We start from the raw sequence: 17,564 nt of genomic DNA on the forward strand, positions 1-17,564 counted from the left end.
GCTGAAATAGCTGTGCTGGCGGAACGGCTCGCGCGCATGCGGGTTGGACAGGTGGATCTCGATGAACGGCACGTCCACCGCAGCCAGCGCATCGCGCAGGGCCACGGAGGTGTGGGTGAACGCGGCCGGGTTGATCAGGATGAAGGCGGTGCCGTCTTCACGGGCGGCCTGCACCCGGTCCACCAGGATGTGCTCGGCGTTGGACTGCAGGCTCTCCACCGCGTGCCCGGCGGCCTGCGCCTGGGCCAGCAGGGCCTGGTCGATCTGCGCCAGCGTGGTGTGCCCATAGACCCCAGGCTCGCGGGTGCCGAGCAGGTTGAGGTTGGGGCCATGCAGGACCAGCAGTTTCGCCATGGGTGCCACGAAGCGGGAAAGGGCGAAGTCTGGCGGAACCGGCTGATCGTGTCCAGTTCGGCGAAGTTACGCGTGTTTCAATCGAACGTTTGAATTTTGCGCGGGAGGCTTGGGGCGGCGGCGTGTTGACCGGTGTGCGGCTCGGCATAGTTGGTGGGAATTCCCACCAACTATGACGCGCGCTCACCATAGTTAGTGGAGATAGGGCCGCTAGTAGCCGATAGCGGACATCCAGTGAGTATGGTGCCTGTTTACTTAAGCCTGGGCGATTCAGGCCGCCGAAGTGAGTGGAACAAAGAGAACAACTATCTAACTCTCCGCCCAGATGTGGGGATCGAGTCCTTACGTCGCTTTGCGAAGCCAGGGCCAACGTAGCGAACTGAAGCAATCCGGCCCCTGTCAGCTACAACGTAATCTATGCGTGTCGAAGCGGTTCTTCTCCGTTAGACCAATGCGGCGACTTCCGTGTAGACGCGGCGAAGGTGCTGATCGGACATGTCCAAGATCGGCTCATACATGAAAGAGTTCAGGTGAATGTTCTCCGGCGTCATGAGTAGGACGCGCTGAATGACGCCAATGTTGGAAAGTTCGGCAGGAAAGTCGTTCCGATAGCGCTTGAGTAGCTTAGGGGTCTGGTTGGTTGTGATCCCAGCTAGCCAAGCTGCGTCGTTGATCCTCGCCGCCATAAATCGCTCTGCTCGCAGGCGCGTAGCAATCGCCAGCACAACCTTATTCTCGAAGTTGATGCCATCCGGAGCCTGCAGACAAGTAGCAACTTCAACGTCTAAGATATCAACGAGTCGCTCTGCAGGGTTACCAGACTGTCCGTTGATGCCAAAGAGCCTGGAGTGGATGACATCAAGATCAGCCACGGTGATCTGATCTGTACCGGCCTTCCAGTGGAGCAGAGACGTGAGGAGCAGATAGTCCGGATCTTGGTCATCCTTCATGTACTCAATCAGGTTGCGCATGAAGGGAACGCAGCAGATTTTCTTGCGGTTATCAGTGAAGAATGCGGGTTTCCACACGTTGATGAAGACGTTACGCACGCCCTGAGCAGCCTCTAGAGTTATCCCAGCAGCCGTCTTTGACACCATGAAGCAGTTCTTCCGCTGAACGAGACGGCGGCTCTCGATGGTCCGGTAGAAATCAAAGTTGTGGGTCAGGATGAGCAGCTTGAAATTCTGGCCTTCAGCCAAGTCGGAAAGGTACTGGATGATGGCGTACTTGTTCTTGTAGTCAAAAGAGTCGGCGATGTCGTCAACAACAAGGAGTGTCTGCTTGCCGGCCGAGCTACGCACCTCAATGTCAAACAACATGGTCAATACGTGAAACGCTCTTCGTTCTCCGGTACTTAGCGTCTGTAGAAGCGCGTCTCGTTCAACTTGTGCTTGATCACCCCCATCCTTGAAGACAAAGCCTAGGCGCGGCGCCGTGTCCGTGCCCAAAACAACTTGAACCTTGTTGGCCACCTCGAGATGGAACGGGACGATGAAGCGGCTATTGAAGATGTCAATCACGCCCTGCCATTGCGTATGCTCCTGGCCGGCCTGCGCCTCGATCTCGGCTGATCGAACCGCAGCCTGCTCGATCTTGTTGATGAGGTCAGTGTATAGGTCTAGATTTACCTTCAGATAGGACAACCAGAGCTTCTTGTTCAGGGCCGCCGGATCGGCCAGCTCGGGCAGCAGCTCTTCATGCCCCTGCATGTACGCCTCAAACTCGCGAACCTGCGCGTTCTTCTGGATCTGCTTTTCAAGCTCCTCGTACTTCTTCCGAAGCGCAGCATCCTCCGAGATTCTTGCGCGCTCAGCATCAACAAGAGCTTGGAGCTCTGTCTCGGATTTGATCTCCTTCTCCTCGTCGCCGTTGAGTCGAACGGTATGATTAGCCTTGAAGAAGCCACTGGTCTTCAGCTCCTTGGCGACGTTGGTCGCCGCGTAATAGTTGAAGCCTCCCTTCTTGAAATACTTCGACGCGGCGAGCAACTCGTTGTACTTCTTCGTGTACTCGTTGATCGCGGTGCGGAAATCACCTTGACCCAAGAATGCCACGACTCTCTCATCGTTTAGGACGTCGTAGGGAACATCCTTTAAGTCTGGCTCCAAGTCCTTTGAAAATTCCTCCTTAAGCGCGGCCAACGCAGTGTTGAAATCCCCGTCTGCAGGTGCAAACGTTGACACAACCTCACGCTCCACTGAACGTCTGGTTTTCGAGGTGGTCTTGATAGCCGTGACAAGAGCTGCTCGCGCAGCGGTGATTCCAGTGTGCAGCGTTTCATACTCCTCACGAAGTGTGGCATTCACCAAGAGGGTTGCGGTGGCGCTTCCATTGCTGGCGAAATCCTCAAATGGCCTGAGCACGAGTACATCGCTAGCAACGAGGTCGGTATTGTTCTCATCGCTGACCACGCGGACGGTCGCGCGGTTCGGGAAAATCCTGTCGCGCGATGGCTTGTCATCGGCGATGTCCTGAAGGGTGGATGCCAAAGAGCTCTTCATCGAGCCGTTTGGTGCGTAGATGGCGATAGCTGCCGTGCCGGCGAAGTCCAGCACGACGTCCAGCTTGCGGATTCCGTAGCAGTTCTCCAGTTGGAGCTTGAGCCTTTCCATTCTCTCTCTCCCGATTTGTAGTTCGAGCTTCCTAGGTCATCATTTACGGTTCGAAGCCAGACCTCCTGGAGTCAGAGCGGCAAGATCCAAGACCTCCCCCGGGGCACATTGCGGAATACCAGTTTGGTCCACGAGATGCCAGCGTATCCTGTAATGAGGCGGAGCAGGCCGGCGTGGGGCTGGCCCCGCCTGTCGGGTTCGGCCAGATCGGTCAGAGCCAACCAGCTGTCACATTGCACAGGGTCTACGGATGGCTCAGAAGTCTGAGGCGGTCACTCAGGCGTGGACTTCCAGTAGGGTGCTTCTGACAAGTCGCCACCCTTCCCCGATGGAATCTCGCTGGCGTCCCTCAACCTACACTAGGCGTAGAGGTGCACTAGGCGGAGGAGCCCCCCTGACAGGTGCGGGAGAGACCTGTAACACCGTCGGTATCAGCCCTGCCTTGAGCTAAGCCCCGGTAGCAGGGGCACGCGTGTAACCCGGTACCGACCACCGCGCCCCCACGGGTGTTAGAGGGCTCAGGAAGCTGCCGTTGCTTTTGCCCCGAAGTACCTTCCACCGTGAAGGATGCCGACACCCGCTTGTAGGCCCGACTGAAAGCTGCCTGCGACGCGTAGCCGAGACGCTCTGCCACTGCTTCGATGGATAGGCTCTGGTGGATCAACCATTGACTTGCCAATTGCATTCGCAGCTCAGTCACGTACCGCAGGGGTGCGGTTCCGACGACGGTCTGGAACCGGTCTGCAAAGACAGAGCGCGAGATGTTGGATTCTGCGGCTAGCGCTTCAACGGTCCAGTCACGCCCGGGGTCTCTGTATAGGGCTTCCGTGCATGCCAGCGCGAGTCCTCACGGCGTGGTCATCAAGTCAGTCTCCATCCGAGCCGCGCGGGCCTCGTCCTGCAGCCAGTGTGCAAACGCTTGCACTGGACCGGCAGTCAAACCGATCGGTTCGGACAGCACCAGGCAGAACGTCTTGGACACCGCCTCGCCTTGCGGCCATGGCGCCACCAGCCGACCTTGCTCCAGCTCTGTCTCCACGTAGAGGCGTGGCACCAAGGCGATCCCGAGGCCTGCAAGCGCTGCTTCAATCAACATCGCATGAAGATCGTAGCGTGCCCCCACCGCTGGGTTGGTGAGGGGTATGCCTGAGTCCCTGGCGTAGCGCTGCCAAGCATCGGGGCTTTGTCGTCGGTGTAGCCGCGGCAGTTGGTCCAGCGAGACGCGAGCCTTTGCGCCCTTGATGAGCGCGGGGTGGCACACCGGCACCAGCACTTCCTGCAGCAGCGGGTAGGTGCGCATACCTGCCCATGCTGGGTGCTCGAAGTGCACGGCGGCGTCGAATCCACTGCCGACAAGCGCGAACGGGTCAGTGCGTTCGGAAAGGTGCACGGTGATGTTCGGATGCGCGCGGCTAAACGCGGGCAGGCGAGGGATGAGCCATCGCAACGCGAAGGTGGGCGTCACGGCAATGTCCAGGCTTGCAGCGTTCTTCGGTTGGCCCATCAGGTATTGGCTGTCCCGGTCCAAGCGGTCCAGCGACTCGCGAACCTGGGCGGCGTATCGCTCGCCATTGGGCAGCAGGCGGACGCGATTGCCGACCCGCTCAAATAGGGGGACCCCCAGGAAGGACTCCAGCCTGCCGATCTGGCGGCTGATGGCCCCCTCGGTGAGGGAAAGCTCTTCCGCTGCCCGCGCAAAGCTGCCGTGGCGGGCGGCGGCCTCGAAGGCGGTCAGGGCGGTGCTGCTGGGAATCTTCCTACGCATGGGGATTCAGCATGATCTTTTATCACTGAAGCATACCGAAACATCGATTTGATGCGAGCTAGTGCAGGCCTAGCATGATGGGACATCAACAAGGGGCGCGCGCGCAAGCCGGCGCAGGAGTGTTCCCATGATCTACACCGTCGAATGCAGTTATTCCGATTCCGCCAGCGAGGGGGAATGGAACGACTTCTACAGCCTGCACAAACTACCTGCGCTCATTTCCGTGCGGGGGTTCCACACCTCGCAGCGCTTCAGGGCATGTGGTGCCGGGTGCCCGACCTACCTTGCCCTTCACTCGATAGACGGCCTGGAGGTCCTGCAGGGGGACGAGTATGCCCGGAAGGGAGGGGGCAACTTTGCGCGCTGGCAGCAGCACATCACGGACTGGCATCGGAACCTATACGGTGGCTTGGATCGGGCCCCCGCCGTCGAACAGGGCGATTGCCTGCTGGTGAGTCGCGTCGGCCCTGAGCCGATCATTGTGATGGGGATTGCCCCCGAGCCCTTGCATGCGGTTGCGCTGGATCACGCGCCGGCAGCGCTCTGGCTTGCGCGCCTTCCGGCCGGGACGGTTCCAGCCATGGAGTCCTTTCCCAGTGGGGTGCATGCGTATGCGCCAATGACCGCACAACTCAAGAGCGTGTCCGATGCAGGCCGGTCAGGGGTGGAGACGCACCCAGATGCCTAGGCTCTCGATCTACTTCACCGAGGAGCGGATGCCAGCGAAGGACAATCTCGACGCGCTCACTGAGCGATGCGCGGTGCTGTGTACGGACGTGCTTGGTGCTGCGTTGGACAACGTCCACATCCTTTACGTGGCTGCGCGTCAGGGGCGGGGCCATCCGGCGTCTGCGGAGCTGGCCTACCGACTGGGTCTGGAGAGGACGCCCGAGCTCATGGACGAATTCATGCGGCAGCTCGATCTGGCCATCCAAGACCATGCGGGGCTGACGGCGCGAATCCGTTGCTTTGGCTACGCCAATGATTCCCTCCACGCACGAAACTGACAAGCGGCCATGAACGCATCCATCGTTGAACGGGCTCTGCCCACCCTCCAGATCGGTGGCTTCCTGATCCAAGCGATCAGTGATGGTCATCTGACCGCCAGTTTGGATCTGCTCTCCCACATTGATCCGGCCGAGGCCGCGCAGCTACAGCTGAAGGCAGGGGTCAGCGACCCGTCCTCGATCCACATCAACACCTACCTGGTGCGGGGGAAGGACCGCACGATCCTCATCGACGCCGGTGCCGGGGGGATCAAGGGCTGGGGAGGGGAGTTGAGGGGCAATCTATTGCGAGCCGGTGTGCAGCCCACGGATGTGGATACGATCTTGCTCACGCATGCGCATCCTGATCATGTTGGCGGTCTGCTCAATGCTCAAGGTCACCCCGTCTTCCCCAATGCGGAGCTGCTCATACACCCACGCGAGCTGTCCTTCTGGGAGGACGACGGCAACCTTGCCCGCAGCAATGATCGTGCCCGGGGCAACTTCCTGCTCGCACGGCAGGTATTCGCCGGATATCGCCGCAACTTGCGCTTGTTGGCCGAGGGCGATGTTTTGCCCGGTATCAGCATGTTGCCGCTGCCGGGCCATACGCCAGGTCACACCGGCTATCGAGTCGATTCGGAGGGCCAGACTGCCTTGATCTGGGGCGATATCGTCCATTTTCCGCATATCCAGATTGCTCGTCCCGACGTATCTATCGCATTCGACCAAGATCCGCAGCGGGCCGCGGCGGCCCGTTCAGCGCTTTTGGATATGGTCAGTGCAGATCAGTTGATGGCGGCCGGCATGCACGTGGGTCAGCTCGGGTTTGTTCGCATCCAGCGCATTGGAAGAGGTTATTCCTTCACATACGCCGGATGAAGAAGGACTGGTTGTTGTAAAGGCTGCGTCTGCTCTTGGCCGGAAGCAGACATCAGCACTGCCTCGGCGCTTGGTCCGGTGCTATTCTCCGCTTTCGACCCAAGGCGGACATATTATTTCTATAGAGCAGTGGATTTTTCAGCTAACATGAACTGCTGCCGAAGATGGAGTGATTGCGCGAACAGGACGGGATATTTGCTCCTGCCGTGCAAAGGTCGCTCAGAAGTCCTCCGTCTTGTTGCTGACTGTCGGCATTGCTACTTGGATCATTGCAGATCAAAGAAATAGGGCCGATTGCTTAGACTTTCCAAAGAGGTTCTATCAAGGATGACTATCGCTCATGGATGATCTTGATTTCGATTTCGGTAGCGCTGTGCCATGGTTCTCGCACGAGCAGGAGCAGCCGTATGTGCTGGTTAGGATGACAGCCCAGCAAGTGGCGCTTTTGGAGGCGGCAATGGCGGAGCCATTGCGTCGCTGCTACATAACCGATGGAGCGCTTCACGCCGCCGCGAACCGCCACGGGCTCGCGCTATCAGAGGTCCTTGCGAGCAAGCTTCCAGACCCCGGCTCGACTATGGCGGGAGATTTCGGCGAGGTGCTTGGTTACCTCTACCAGGCCGCAATGGAGCACCCTGGTGACGCTATCGGCCCGAAGAAGTGGCGGCTTAAGCAAGACAGGACAAAGCCGGCACCAAAGTCGGATGTCATTCACTTCATCATGCCCGAACGCCCCGCAGCCAGCGCTAATGACCAAGTGCTTTGCGCTGAGGTGAAGGTCAAGTCCACTACTGCATCCTCAGACCCTATTGGCTCTGCTATCAAAGACTGCGCAAAAGATCGCACCAGCAGGCTCGCCAGCACATTAGTTTGGCTCCGTGAGCGTGCCATGACTGAGGATCTCGGGGATGTCGACATTCCGCTTCTAAACCGCTTTATCAACGCGGTTGACTATCCGCCGGCTGCTCAGCGATACAGGGCCGTCGCCGTTATCTGCGAGAGCTTTGTCACCGCCGAACTCAGCAATGCACCCTCCACGGCCAGTGATGAGTTCACGCTCGTGGTGATCTCAGTACCCAATCTGCATGCCACCTACAACTCAGCTTTTGCTGCTGCGCGGGCTACGGTAAGTTGACATGCGAGCCTCCCTCCAGACCTGGATCAACGATGCAGACATGGCCCGGCACCTGGGTCAGCTCTCCGTAGTCGCACTGCCTATTGAGCTCGCTCAAATTGGGAATCGCCTTGCCGACTTTTACATCTCGCTTGTGGGCGAGTTGTTCGACAGTATTCACTCCACGAATACTCCAAGCGACGACTGGGCGCAGCTAGGGAATGCCTTCCTCCAATTTTCGAAAGAAATTCCGGCGGAGCACGTTGAAGCACTGGGGATTTCGAAGGATGAAGCGGCACTATTTGCCGCAGCATCGTTCTACTTTGGTAGCTATCCAGCATCGGCCTGCCTGGCGATGCGTCAGTCGACTCGACCCACTGATCCACAAAGCCCATGGGCTGCGTGTTATGACTTCCTCGCCCGCCCAGGCAGCTTGGGATCTCGGACTGCCATCGAGGCACGGGAGCACCTGCGCAGCGGTGACCTATCCGGTATAAACGACAATGTAAGAATGAGCGCCAATGAGGCACAACGCGCGTTGGCGGACGGGCCGGATACTTGGGTGGCAATGACCCTGCTCAGTCAACTGATGGCTCGTTTTGAGGTGTCGAATGTCCGGGCTGTGCTGCCAGACGGGGTGAATGAATTTTGGACGCCTCTCGTCAATTCTTTCATCGATCGCAAGCCATCAAGCTGGGAGTTCTTTCCTTCCCAGATACAGGCAATCGAGAAGGGGCTGCTCGGTAACGCCGAAAGCTACTCCTTGCAGATGCCGACGGGAGCAGGCAAGACCACGCTATGCGAGACGTTGCTGTATTGGCACCTGAAGCGCAATCCGACACACGTCGCGATCATGATCGTGCCATATCGATCGCTGGCTTCTGAGCTTCGCCATTCTCTGGTGCGTCAGCTAAACAGCCTAGGGATCGCGGCGCGTTGCGCGTATGGCGGGACAATTCCTTCCGGAGACGAGGTGCATGGCCTCGACCACATCAACGCGCTTGTCGCGACGCCTGAGTCCTTGGCTGGAATTCTAAGCGCTGATCCCGCATTCGCCCAACGGATATCGCTGGTCATTTGCGATGAGGGGCACTTGCTCGACAGCTCCGGCAGAGGTATTGGTTTGGAGCTCTTACTGGCGCGGATGAAGGCGCGCCAAATCAATCCGATCCGCTTCGTGTTCATGTCTGCCATTGTCCCAAACATCGAAGAAATCAACGCATGGCTTGGTGGGGGCGAGGACACCGTCATCAGAAGCAACTATCGACCCGCGATCGCTGAATTTTCCGTACTTCGATCGGTCGGTAGTGGAGTTGGAAAGTCTGTTCGTCTTGATATGCACCCGCATGCGGAGCAGCGGCAATATTCGATCCACGGCTTCTTGGACCGGAACACATTCCAGTACGTGAACTCCCAAACGGGGCGTACGAAGACCTATGGCTTCTCTTCAACCAAGACCCTCGCTGTTGCTGCTGCCCGGAAGGTTCTGTCGATGGGAACCACGGCGGTATTCGCTGCAAACAAGCGCGGCGATCAGGGTGCGATAGGGTTGGCTGAGGAGCTCATTAAGCAGCTGGATTGTCCATTGCCACTACCCAAGCCCATTGATCACGCGGATATTGACGCGCTGCGTAAGCGCGTCGACTACCTCGAAAGTGAATTTGGTGCAGACTGGATAGGTACGAAGTCGCTGAGCAATGGCGCTGTGCTGCACCACGGTGACATCCCCCAGGAGACGCGAGAGGTTTTGGAAGAGCTCCTGCGAGATCGGAGGGTCCAGCTGGTCATCTGTACCAGCACACTCGCGGAAGGGGTAAACCTACCTATCCGCTCGCTTGTTCTGTATTCGGTGCAGCGTCGCGTTGGAAGTGGGCGGCCTGAGAACATGCTCGCCCGTGACATCAAGAACTTGGTTGGTCGTGCCGGTCGTGCTGGTGCCAATACCAAAGGCTTGGTGATCTGCGCGAATCCGGATCAGTGGTGGCAAGTTCTTCCAGTCGCCACCGCAGGGCCTGGAGAGCCTGTCACGGGCTCGCTGCGCACCCTAATTGAGGATCTCGAAAACTACCTAAGAACCCAAAGCATCGTGCTCGACAATCAGTTCTTAGAGATCCAGCCTGCCAGTCACCCGCTCATTGATGGAGTGGATGCAACGCTCATAGAATTGATCTCGGAAGAGATCGGAGATGTCGAATTTCTAAGACTGGCTGCCGAACTGTCCAATCATACGTTTGCGGCCCATCAGCTACCTGCCAGTTCCACCGCTACATTGCGTACGGTGTTTGAGTTGAGAGCCCAACGCCTGATCGCGCTCAGGGCCGTTGGCAGGATCGCTTGGCTTCAAAGCACTGGTGCCAAGGTGCGCCATCTGGAGTTCGTCGAACAGGGATTACTACCGAGCAGGGAAGATTGGGCGGCTCCTGTCGATCCCGCCTCGGACGATCTCCTTTCTGCGATCCTAGAGTGGGCATGGCTGGACGCAGAGTTCAGGTCAGATACTCGTGTAGCATTTCGACTGGACAATGGTCAGATTCCTGAGTGGGTCAAGCTCAGGCTCTTCGAGATCATTCGACAGTGGGTTCGTGGCGCAACCTTTTTGGAGATTGCGCGGTCAACGCAGATGGATATTGACGACATTTTAGGGATCCACACTCGTGTGGTCGCGTACTCACTGCAGACCCTAGTTGAGCAGGGCATTTCACTTCTAGCCAGGATCTTGATGGAGCGCGGTATTGAGGTGAACGAGGGGGTGTCTGCATTTATAGAACATCTCAAGTTTGGCGCGCCTTCGCGCTCCGGGGTAGTGTTGGCAAGTGGTGGGGTACGACATAGGAAAGCGTATGTGGCGCTGGGAAATGCGATTCAGGCTGTGCCAAATCTTAGCCAACTTAGCGGCACTAAGGCAGTGGCGCGTCAGTCTCTTGAAAATTATTCAGATGGTTGGCGCTCCGCGCTGGGCGAGTTGATCTACTCGAACACTCTGAAGGATGTCGGTAGCGTGGAGTAGGTGGATTGAAGTGACCTATTTCGTATTCTTGCAGTCTGAGTACGATAATGAGTCGATCGCAGAAGACTTGAGAAACGGCGATGAGATGAGCTTGCGCATCTTGGGAGAGAATGATTGCTCAGCCACTCCAGCGCACATAGGAACGGATCAGTTTTGCTGGAAGTACTGTCCGCTTCTGGCCGGAAGCGGACACTTCGGAGTTGGCAGACCGGCCAGTGGCAGTAACACTCCGCTATCGACCCAAAGCGGACGACAACGGGCCTAGCCGGATCGAACGTGCGCCCTAGGATTCGCCGTCGCTCTGGTTCGGCGCAGGACGTGTGGCCCGCGCGTTTCGCGCGGAGGTACTCGCCCCTTGCCGCTTTCTCCGTAGCGCCAACACATCAGTGCGCGCGCCCCCGCGGACCGTGTTCCACTGCTCGCGGCCGGCCGCAGTCAGCACGATGGCGGCACCCTCGCCCTCCAAGTTCTCGCCGTGAAGCTCGCCATCCGGTCCGCCGTCCCGCCAGGAATACGCGGTCGCCACGAGTTCGCCATCGATGTCACTCCACGTGATCTGATCGGCCGTTCGCCAGTGCAGCTGCTCGGCAATATGCGGGTTTATGACCATTTCCCACTGGGGCATCGCGCCCAGCTCGGGCCGCGCCACCAGCTGGACCGGCGCACCGGTCGGCAGGTTGTACACCAGTTCGGCCGGATCTCCCGTTGGCTGTATGAGCACGCCCAGCAAGCGCAACTGGCTCCACTCGTACCGGGAATCGACGTAGCGGCCGCGGTAGCACGTGATCTCGCCCAAGACGAAGCCCGCGTCAGCGTGATCGACCACATCGTCGTCGACGCCCTGCAACCACGGTGTCCCATCGCTGCCTCTCTCGGGTAGGGTCGGACGCCTGACGAACGCCGGCCGCGCGTCGACGTCTGTACGAAGCCAAGCTGGCGCCAAATGCAACTCGTACAGCAGCTCGTCGACCTGGTTGCTCGGGATGCGGCCGGCGGCGGCCAACTCGCCGGCAGCGTGCCGCAAGGCGCGCAGCGCCACCATGACATGGGGGTAGAAGAACGCGTTATGCAAGCCAAACATCGACAGGCGCGCCCTCAATCGGTCGATGCCCGCCTGACCGAAGACTTCCACACCGCCCCAGCCGTCGATCAGCTGTTGAACGCGATGACGAACGTGGTCCTGGGACACGTCGGCGATCTCGGCGAGCAGCTCAATGGCGTCCGGAAACGGCGCGCTCCACGCTGCGGGATCGGACACGGACGGCGGTCCGAAAGGCAGCGTTCGCAACTGGTCGGCACGGTCAAAGGCGCCAATGGGCGGAAGTGCGAGGCTATAGAACGCCGGCATCGTCGTGGTCAGCGGATCAACTTCGCGGCCCCAGTGGGTGGCGAGCCGCCGGGCGAGTTCCCGAATGCCAAAGTCGGCATGTCCGATGAGGCCAATGACCTGCGCGACCAGCTCGGGGTCGGTCTCCGCGCAGGTCGCACTGTTCATCAGGCGCAAGCCATCCAGCACGACGTCATCCTCGTCACTGACCAAAAGGCTGAGCATCAGGTGCGCGAACGCCTGCGGATCGACGGACGCAAGCGCGAGCGCCACGCGTCCGGCGTGCCAGCGGACGTCGGTCACCGGCAACGAGAGCATGCGTTCGATCATTGAGGCCGCCAGGGCAGCGTCTGTCGGCACCCCACCAACGCGCACATCCTCGCCAAGTCGGTAGTCTCGCGTGCTCGGCAGTTGTTCCTCCACCGCAGCCCACATCGCCGCCCAATCGGGCGACGCGGTGAGTACCGGCCAGATATCGTCAACATCCCACAGCAGAGCGCTGACCTGCTCTTCCCCCGCCACCAGTGTGGCGATGAAGTTGACATAGGCCATCGAGAACACTGCGTCGCACTCCAGCTGCAGCCGCGCCGCGAAATAGCGGCGTAGCCCGCCACCCCAGATCCACGACCAGCGCGAGCTGCTGTCACCCGCCGGCGGATAGGCGGCGACCAAGCGCGTCGCGGCCGCACGATCGCCGGCGGCAAGCGCGCGGTCCACCAGGCCGAAGCGGCATTTGTAATCGGCCTGCAGCTTGGGATGGCGATCGAACAGGGCCAGCGCCCCCGGGAAGTCCGCGTCCGGCAGCACGCGTACGAACGCCATCGAGGCCTCGTGGCTGATTTCCCCAACCGCGCCGTCCATATCCAAGCGCGCGATCAGTTGCACCATATCCGGTACGTCGTCGTAGCGCGTGGGCGAGTTGCGCATCCGGCGATCCAGACGGGGAACGCCTTCCAGGCGTTGCAAGGCGGCATCGACCGGGGCGGCATCTTCGCCACGTGCGAGCAGCGCGGCGCGTAAGGCCGCCAGTGCGTCCAGCCGCACATCGATCAGTGCGTGTCGCTCGATGTTCTCAAGCAACCGATCGCGCACGCGGCCCAGGTGCTCGGGCACTGCAAGGCGGATGGCTTCGTGCAGGAATTCGCCTTCTTCCGATTCTCGGTAGTAGGCGGCGCGGTGGAAGGGTAGGCACAACGCCACCCAAAGCTCGACACATGGCAACACACGCGACGGGTCGCGGCGCACCGTGCCTTTCATCAACCCATCAACCATCGCCGGGAAGTCGATCAAATGGTTCGCAAGCAGGGCATCGGCGACGCTGGACGCTAATGCTGCGCTGCAAGTGGCGGCTTCGGCTACGAGAACATGGGCCAATCGGTGCGCTGCATCGCGCCCTTCGGTGGCGCTCATCCCGATCGCCTGGCGCGTCAGCACTCGAACGCGATGATCCCGGCCGAGCGGGTCTGCCCGATTGGCGGCTTGCAGCAAGTTCGCCCAGAAGGCGTACTGCGGATCCTTCTTTGCCCGTAGGGCGTAGCCCAGGGTCTCCTCGCGCTGCTGCGCGAGCAGCTGGCGCGCACGTTCGGGGCGTCCAATGCGCGCCAGCGCCTGCGCCAGCCGCGCCGTGCTGGCCAGGAACTGGCTGGGGGTGCCTTCCTCGCGCTGACCAAGCAATGCCTCCAGGCGCGCTTGCGCCCCGTCAACATCGTTGCTTGTCTCGGCCACAGCTTCTGCCACCAGGATTTGCAACGTCGTGTGGCGATCTCCCCGGCTCGAGTGTTCGGCGAGCACCTGATCGAAGGCCGACACCGTGCCGGCGAACTCTGGCGCGCCAACGCGTGCGGCCGACCGGAGCAAGGAACTCAGCACCCCGGGGGCCGCCTTGTCGAGCTGCAGGGTGCCCAAATGCTCGTCCACCCCACCCGTGCCTGCCCGGCACACGTAGCGCATGAAGCTGGCGCACAGCTGTGCCGCGGTGCCAGAGACGACGTTCTGCGGCTCGCGTCGGCTACGCGCGGCGAGCTGTCCGGTATCCAGGGCGAATTGCTGAAGCGGGCGCAAGACGGCCCTTCTAGGCGGGGATGTCGGCGGCATCGGTAGGTCTATCCACACGCCCAGTTCAGCGGCCTCCATGACAGCGCGGACGAGGTAACCGGCGTGGTCGAGGTGCGTAGTGTTGTCCAGTTCGTTCAGCGCCGGGGTCGATAAGCCGTCATACAGGGTGCGCGCCGGCGCGATGAGGCCGCGCCGCGCCGCGAGCAGTGCCGTGGTGCGACGAAGTTCCCGCGGTACCTGCGCGAGCGCCGCAACGTCGGCGACCGCTTCGGTGAGCGCTGCGGTCGCCTGCGCGAACTGGTCGGCACCGTCCGCCAGCAACTGCCGTGTCGCTTGGATCGCCAGTAGCGCCCGAGCCGTCGGCCCCAGGCGAAAGTCGGCGATCAACGCATCGCGGTCAGCCAACGGATTGCGCGCGAGCGCGGCCAGCGCCGCGAGCTCGCGCAGCTGCATGCCTACCTCTTCGGGCTCGTCGATCAGACCGGGCTCGCGTTGCAGCGCGTCGACGATGCGGTCTATCCCGGCGACCAACTCGGCGGGCGACCGAAACTCGCTCGCCCGTTCGGCCCACCGGTCAAATTCGTCCACGCGCGTGGACGGCCCGTTTCTCATGCGGTCGCTGCCTAAATCGTGCAGCGGTTCGATCTGCTCGAACAAGGTTCGCGCCCGATCCAGGTTGCCCTGCTTCAACCATGCATCTACGACCAGGAAGCCATCGCCCCCGACTTCGTCGAGAAAATCCTCGGCCTCCTCGAGCAGCCCCAGCGCCACTAGCGCCCGGACCGATTCGTCCGGTTCGTCGAAGGCATCGGCGCGTCGATACATCTCGTCCGCGGTCAGAATTAGCGTAAAGGCAGTAGTTGGATCAACCACCATCTGGAGGGAGCGAAACGCGAGGCGAACGTCCGCGCGGATTTCCGACGCCGCGCGCCCGGCCAAGTATTGCGCGCGGAACAGCGCCGGTGTGGTCAAGGCTAGCGCCTCGCTGTGCGCACCTGCGCGCATCAGGTATCGAGCCTCCAGAAAGCGTTGTGGCGAATTCTGGGGAGCCCGTGCGGCTAGGTCCGCCAGCTGGCGGTAAGTGCTCGCCGAGTAGTCTGCGTCCGGCATTCCGTAGCGCGTGCGCGTGAGCCGGGTCAGGAACAGCCGAAAGCTGTTGTGGAAGATGGACCAAGCGTGGCCTGAACGCTTGAGCAAGTGGCGAACCTGACGCCAGGTCCGCTCGATGGCAGCCGTTGGATAGAGGCTCTCCAGGTCTCGCGGATCCAACGGTGCCTCGGCTCGAGCCACCAGGCCCAAGATGTCAAGCACCTCGTTGTCTTCTCCTAGCTCGCGCAAGGCGGCCGCGTACAGGGCGTCGATGTCGCCCACGTAGCCAAACCCTTCGCGCAGAATCCGATCACGCAGGGCTTCATCTTCAGCTGCGACCAACGCCTGCAGCAGATAGTGCGTCGCCAGCGGATGACCCAGGGTCAGTTCACGCAAGCGCGGCCGGGACAGCGCCGTCGGCACGCCGAGCGCATCGGCCATGGCGGCGATGCCCGACAAGGACAGCCCCTGCATTTCGACTTGGCGCTCCGCCTCGCTCGCCTGGTCGCGTACGGCCGGGGGCATGTCGGGCAGGTCCACGCGCTGGGTACCCAGGATGATGAGCACACCGTCAGGCACCGCTGCAGGCAACGGCAAGTCGGCCAAGAACGATCGCATTGGTCGCTCTTCGCGTGACACGTGGTCCAGGCCGTCGACGATGATCAAGGTACGCAGACCGTCGGTGGTAAAGCGCTCGCCAGCCTGAGCCAGCAAGGCTTCAATCTCCTCACGGCGGTGACGCTCGTTCTCGCGAAGGAACCGTATCCCCGGCAAGCCGGTATTGCGCAGGCCGGCGGCCACATCGTCCAGGAAGTCGGCCGATTCCCCGCGACCGATGCCTTGGGCGCCGCCGGGGACATAGGCCAGATAACGCGCAACCACGAGTTGTGGCTCGGCTTCCAGCGCGATCTGCAGCAAGGTCGACTTGCCTGATCCCGGCGGGCCGACCAACGACACGTAGCCGCTTGGATGGTCTCGTACCAAGCGCTGCAGTTGCGCTTCGGTGCTGGGATTGCGCTGCACGGCTACGCCGACAGGGAACTGATGGCGATGTCGCGGCTCGTTCTCGGGCCAGCTCATCTCCTCGAGAAACTCGGCTCGCGTCCACCGATCACGTTCCGGCACGCGCGCGACCAAGTGCGGGAGCCGATCGGCGATGCGGTCGACTTGTGGCTGAGTTCGGCTCGTGATTCCGTAGAGCGCCGCAAAATCCGGCTGGTCACCGTGCACCAGTTCCAGGTGTTGGAAGAATTCCTCAAATGCGGGTTGGGTCAGCCCGGAGGCCGCCTGCAGATCGTCCAGGAACGGGCCCGACGGCGTGGCGCGCCACTCCGCCAGCGACCGGCCCGGATTGGCCTGCCACTCGGCGACGAACTGCCGTGTCGTGCCTCCGTTGCCGACGCGATCAGCGTCTGACGGCGTATCGTCCACGACGACCCGCAGGCGGATGCGCACGTCGGGGCAGCTGGCTTCCAGCTCCAGCCAGGCTTGCACCAGCCCGGGTAGCAAACCCGACCCACCGGTCAGGAGCGTAGCGATGCGAAACGGGTCCGGATCGCGACTGGACTTGAACTGGTGGCCGATCACTTCGTCGTCGAAGCCGAGTACGACGTCGTCAGCGATGCCCGCACTCCGATCCGCCACGCCCACCCAGCGCAACTGCCGGGTCTGTAGACCGTGGTAAATGGCGGCGGCCGCGGACGCATACTGACGCGTGTAGCCGAACATCGCATTTCGTTCGCCTGCGCCAGGCGCGCGCCGAGGCGGTGGAGTACCGCCAGCGGTGCCCTCGCCGCTGCTGTCTACTGGATCGGGGGTGCTCATACCGTCATCTTAGAGAATCTTCTTTGCTCAGCACAGATGCCTGCGAGTCGCTGCGTAGCCCATCAGAACGCAGATAAGTCGAGCTGTATCGAAAAGCTGTCGCCAGATCCAAAGTCCGCTTTTGGCTGAAAGCGGACATTTGGAAGTCCTGGCGGTTGGCCCAGTTGTGACGTCCTCTTTCGACCCAAAGCGGACGCTGTCAATCTCAGGGTATAGAAAGTGATCGGCTCCGCTAATTCGAAGTGCTGGCACAAAGCATTTGTTCCTGCCACCATCAAGCGATGGCGAGGATTGCCTGCTACCTCGAAGGAATGAAGATGTCTGATCCATACAACTCGTATGACAGCACTGTTAGGAAGGTTGATCGACCATCACCTAGGCAGTCTCCTCTAGGTTGGATGGTCAATAAGTTCGTTGCTTCAACTGGAAGATTGAGCTTTCAGAAACGTATCAACCAACTTGCAATTCGAGCTGCAAGGACTTGGCCTGGAATAATACTTATCGGCCTTTTTGCCTTGGGGATGGGGGCTGCTCTATTCTCCCGTGAAC

Annotated in this window: 10 protein-coding genes; 5 read left to right on the forward strand and 5 right to left on the reverse strand. The window is 60.7% G+C overall.

What is annotated here, in order from left to right:
• The 4 genes from RTO53_RS03020 to RTO53_RS03035 form a co-directional block, all read right to left on the reverse strand.
• Positions 1 to 354 (reverse strand): type II 3-dehydroquinate dehydratase (locus RTO53_RS03020; protein WP_312236404.1); only part of this gene is annotated, 354 nt, incomplete at its 3' end.
• Positions 355 to 797: 443 nt separating this feature from the next.
• Positions 798 to 2,966, reverse strand: coding sequence for a phage infection protein (locus tag RTO53_RS03025; protein ID WP_312236405.1), 2,169 nt, complete (start codon positions 2,964 to 2,966; stop codon positions 798 to 800).
• 376 nt (positions 2,967 to 3,342) lie between these two features.
• On the reverse strand, positions 3,343 to 3,804 hold the full coding sequence (locus RTO53_RS03030) for a helix-turn-helix transcriptional regulator (protein ID WP_312236442.1): 462 nt from the start codon (positions 3,802 to 3,804) through the stop codon (positions 3,343 to 3,345).
• A 9-nt stretch (positions 3,805 to 3,813) separates the two neighbouring features.
• Positions 3,814 to 4,731: a LysR substrate-binding domain-containing protein gene (locus RTO53_RS03035; protein WP_312236406.1), complete on the reverse strand. Its 918-nt coding sequence runs from the start codon at positions 4,729 to 4,731 to the stop codon at positions 3,814 to 3,816.
• Between the two features lie 127 nt (positions 4,732 to 4,858).
• Between RTO53_RS03035 and RTO53_RS03040 the strand changes: the two genes are divergently transcribed.
• The 5 genes from RTO53_RS03040 to RTO53_RS03060 all read left to right on the forward strand — a co-directional run bounded on the left by RTO53_RS03040 (position 4,859) and on the right by RTO53_RS03060 (position 10,720).
• On the forward strand, positions 4,859 to 5,419 hold the full coding sequence (locus RTO53_RS03040) for a hypothetical protein (protein ID WP_312236407.1): 561 nt from the start codon (positions 4,859 to 4,861) through the stop codon (positions 5,417 to 5,419).
• Positions 5,412 to 5,738 (forward strand): hypothetical protein, encoded by a 327-nt coding sequence (locus tag RTO53_RS03045; protein ID WP_312236408.1) that lies wholly within the window; start codon positions 5,412 to 5,414, stop codon positions 5,736 to 5,738. Before RTO53_RS03040 ends, RTO53_RS03045 begins: the two co-directional genes overlap by 8 nt.
• 9 nt (positions 5,739 to 5,747) lie before the next feature.
• Positions 5,748 to 6,599 (forward strand): MBL fold metallo-hydrolase, encoded by an 852-nt coding sequence (locus RTO53_RS03050; RefSeq protein ID WP_312236409.1) that lies wholly within the window; start codon positions 5,748 to 5,750, stop codon positions 6,597 to 6,599.
• A 340-nt stretch (positions 6,600 to 6,939) separates the two neighbouring features.
• Positions 6,940 to 7,734, forward strand: coding sequence for a Hachiman antiphage defense system protein HamA (locus RTO53_RS03055; RefSeq protein ID WP_312236410.1), 795 nt, complete (start codon positions 6,940 to 6,942; stop codon positions 7,732 to 7,734).
• 1 nt (position 7,735) lies between these two features.
• Positions 7,736 to 10,720 (forward strand): DEAD/DEAH box helicase, encoded by a 2,985-nt coding sequence (locus RTO53_RS03060; protein ID WP_312236411.1) that lies wholly within the window; start codon positions 7,736 to 7,738, stop codon positions 10,718 to 10,720.
• Between the two features lie 283 nt (positions 10,721 to 11,003).
• Here the strand turns inward: RTO53_RS03060 and RTO53_RS03065 are convergent, their stop codons facing one another.
• Positions 11,004 to 16,919, reverse strand: coding sequence for an ATP-binding protein (locus tag RTO53_RS03065; protein WP_312236412.1), 5,916 nt, complete (start codon positions 16,917 to 16,919; stop codon positions 11,004 to 11,006).
• Between the last annotated feature and the right edge of the window lie 645 nt (positions 16,920 to 17,564).

This window comes from Stenotrophomonas sp. (assembly GCF_031995405.1).
GTDB lineage: Bacteria > Pseudomonadota > Gammaproteobacteria > Xanthomonadales > Xanthomonadaceae > Stenotrophomonas.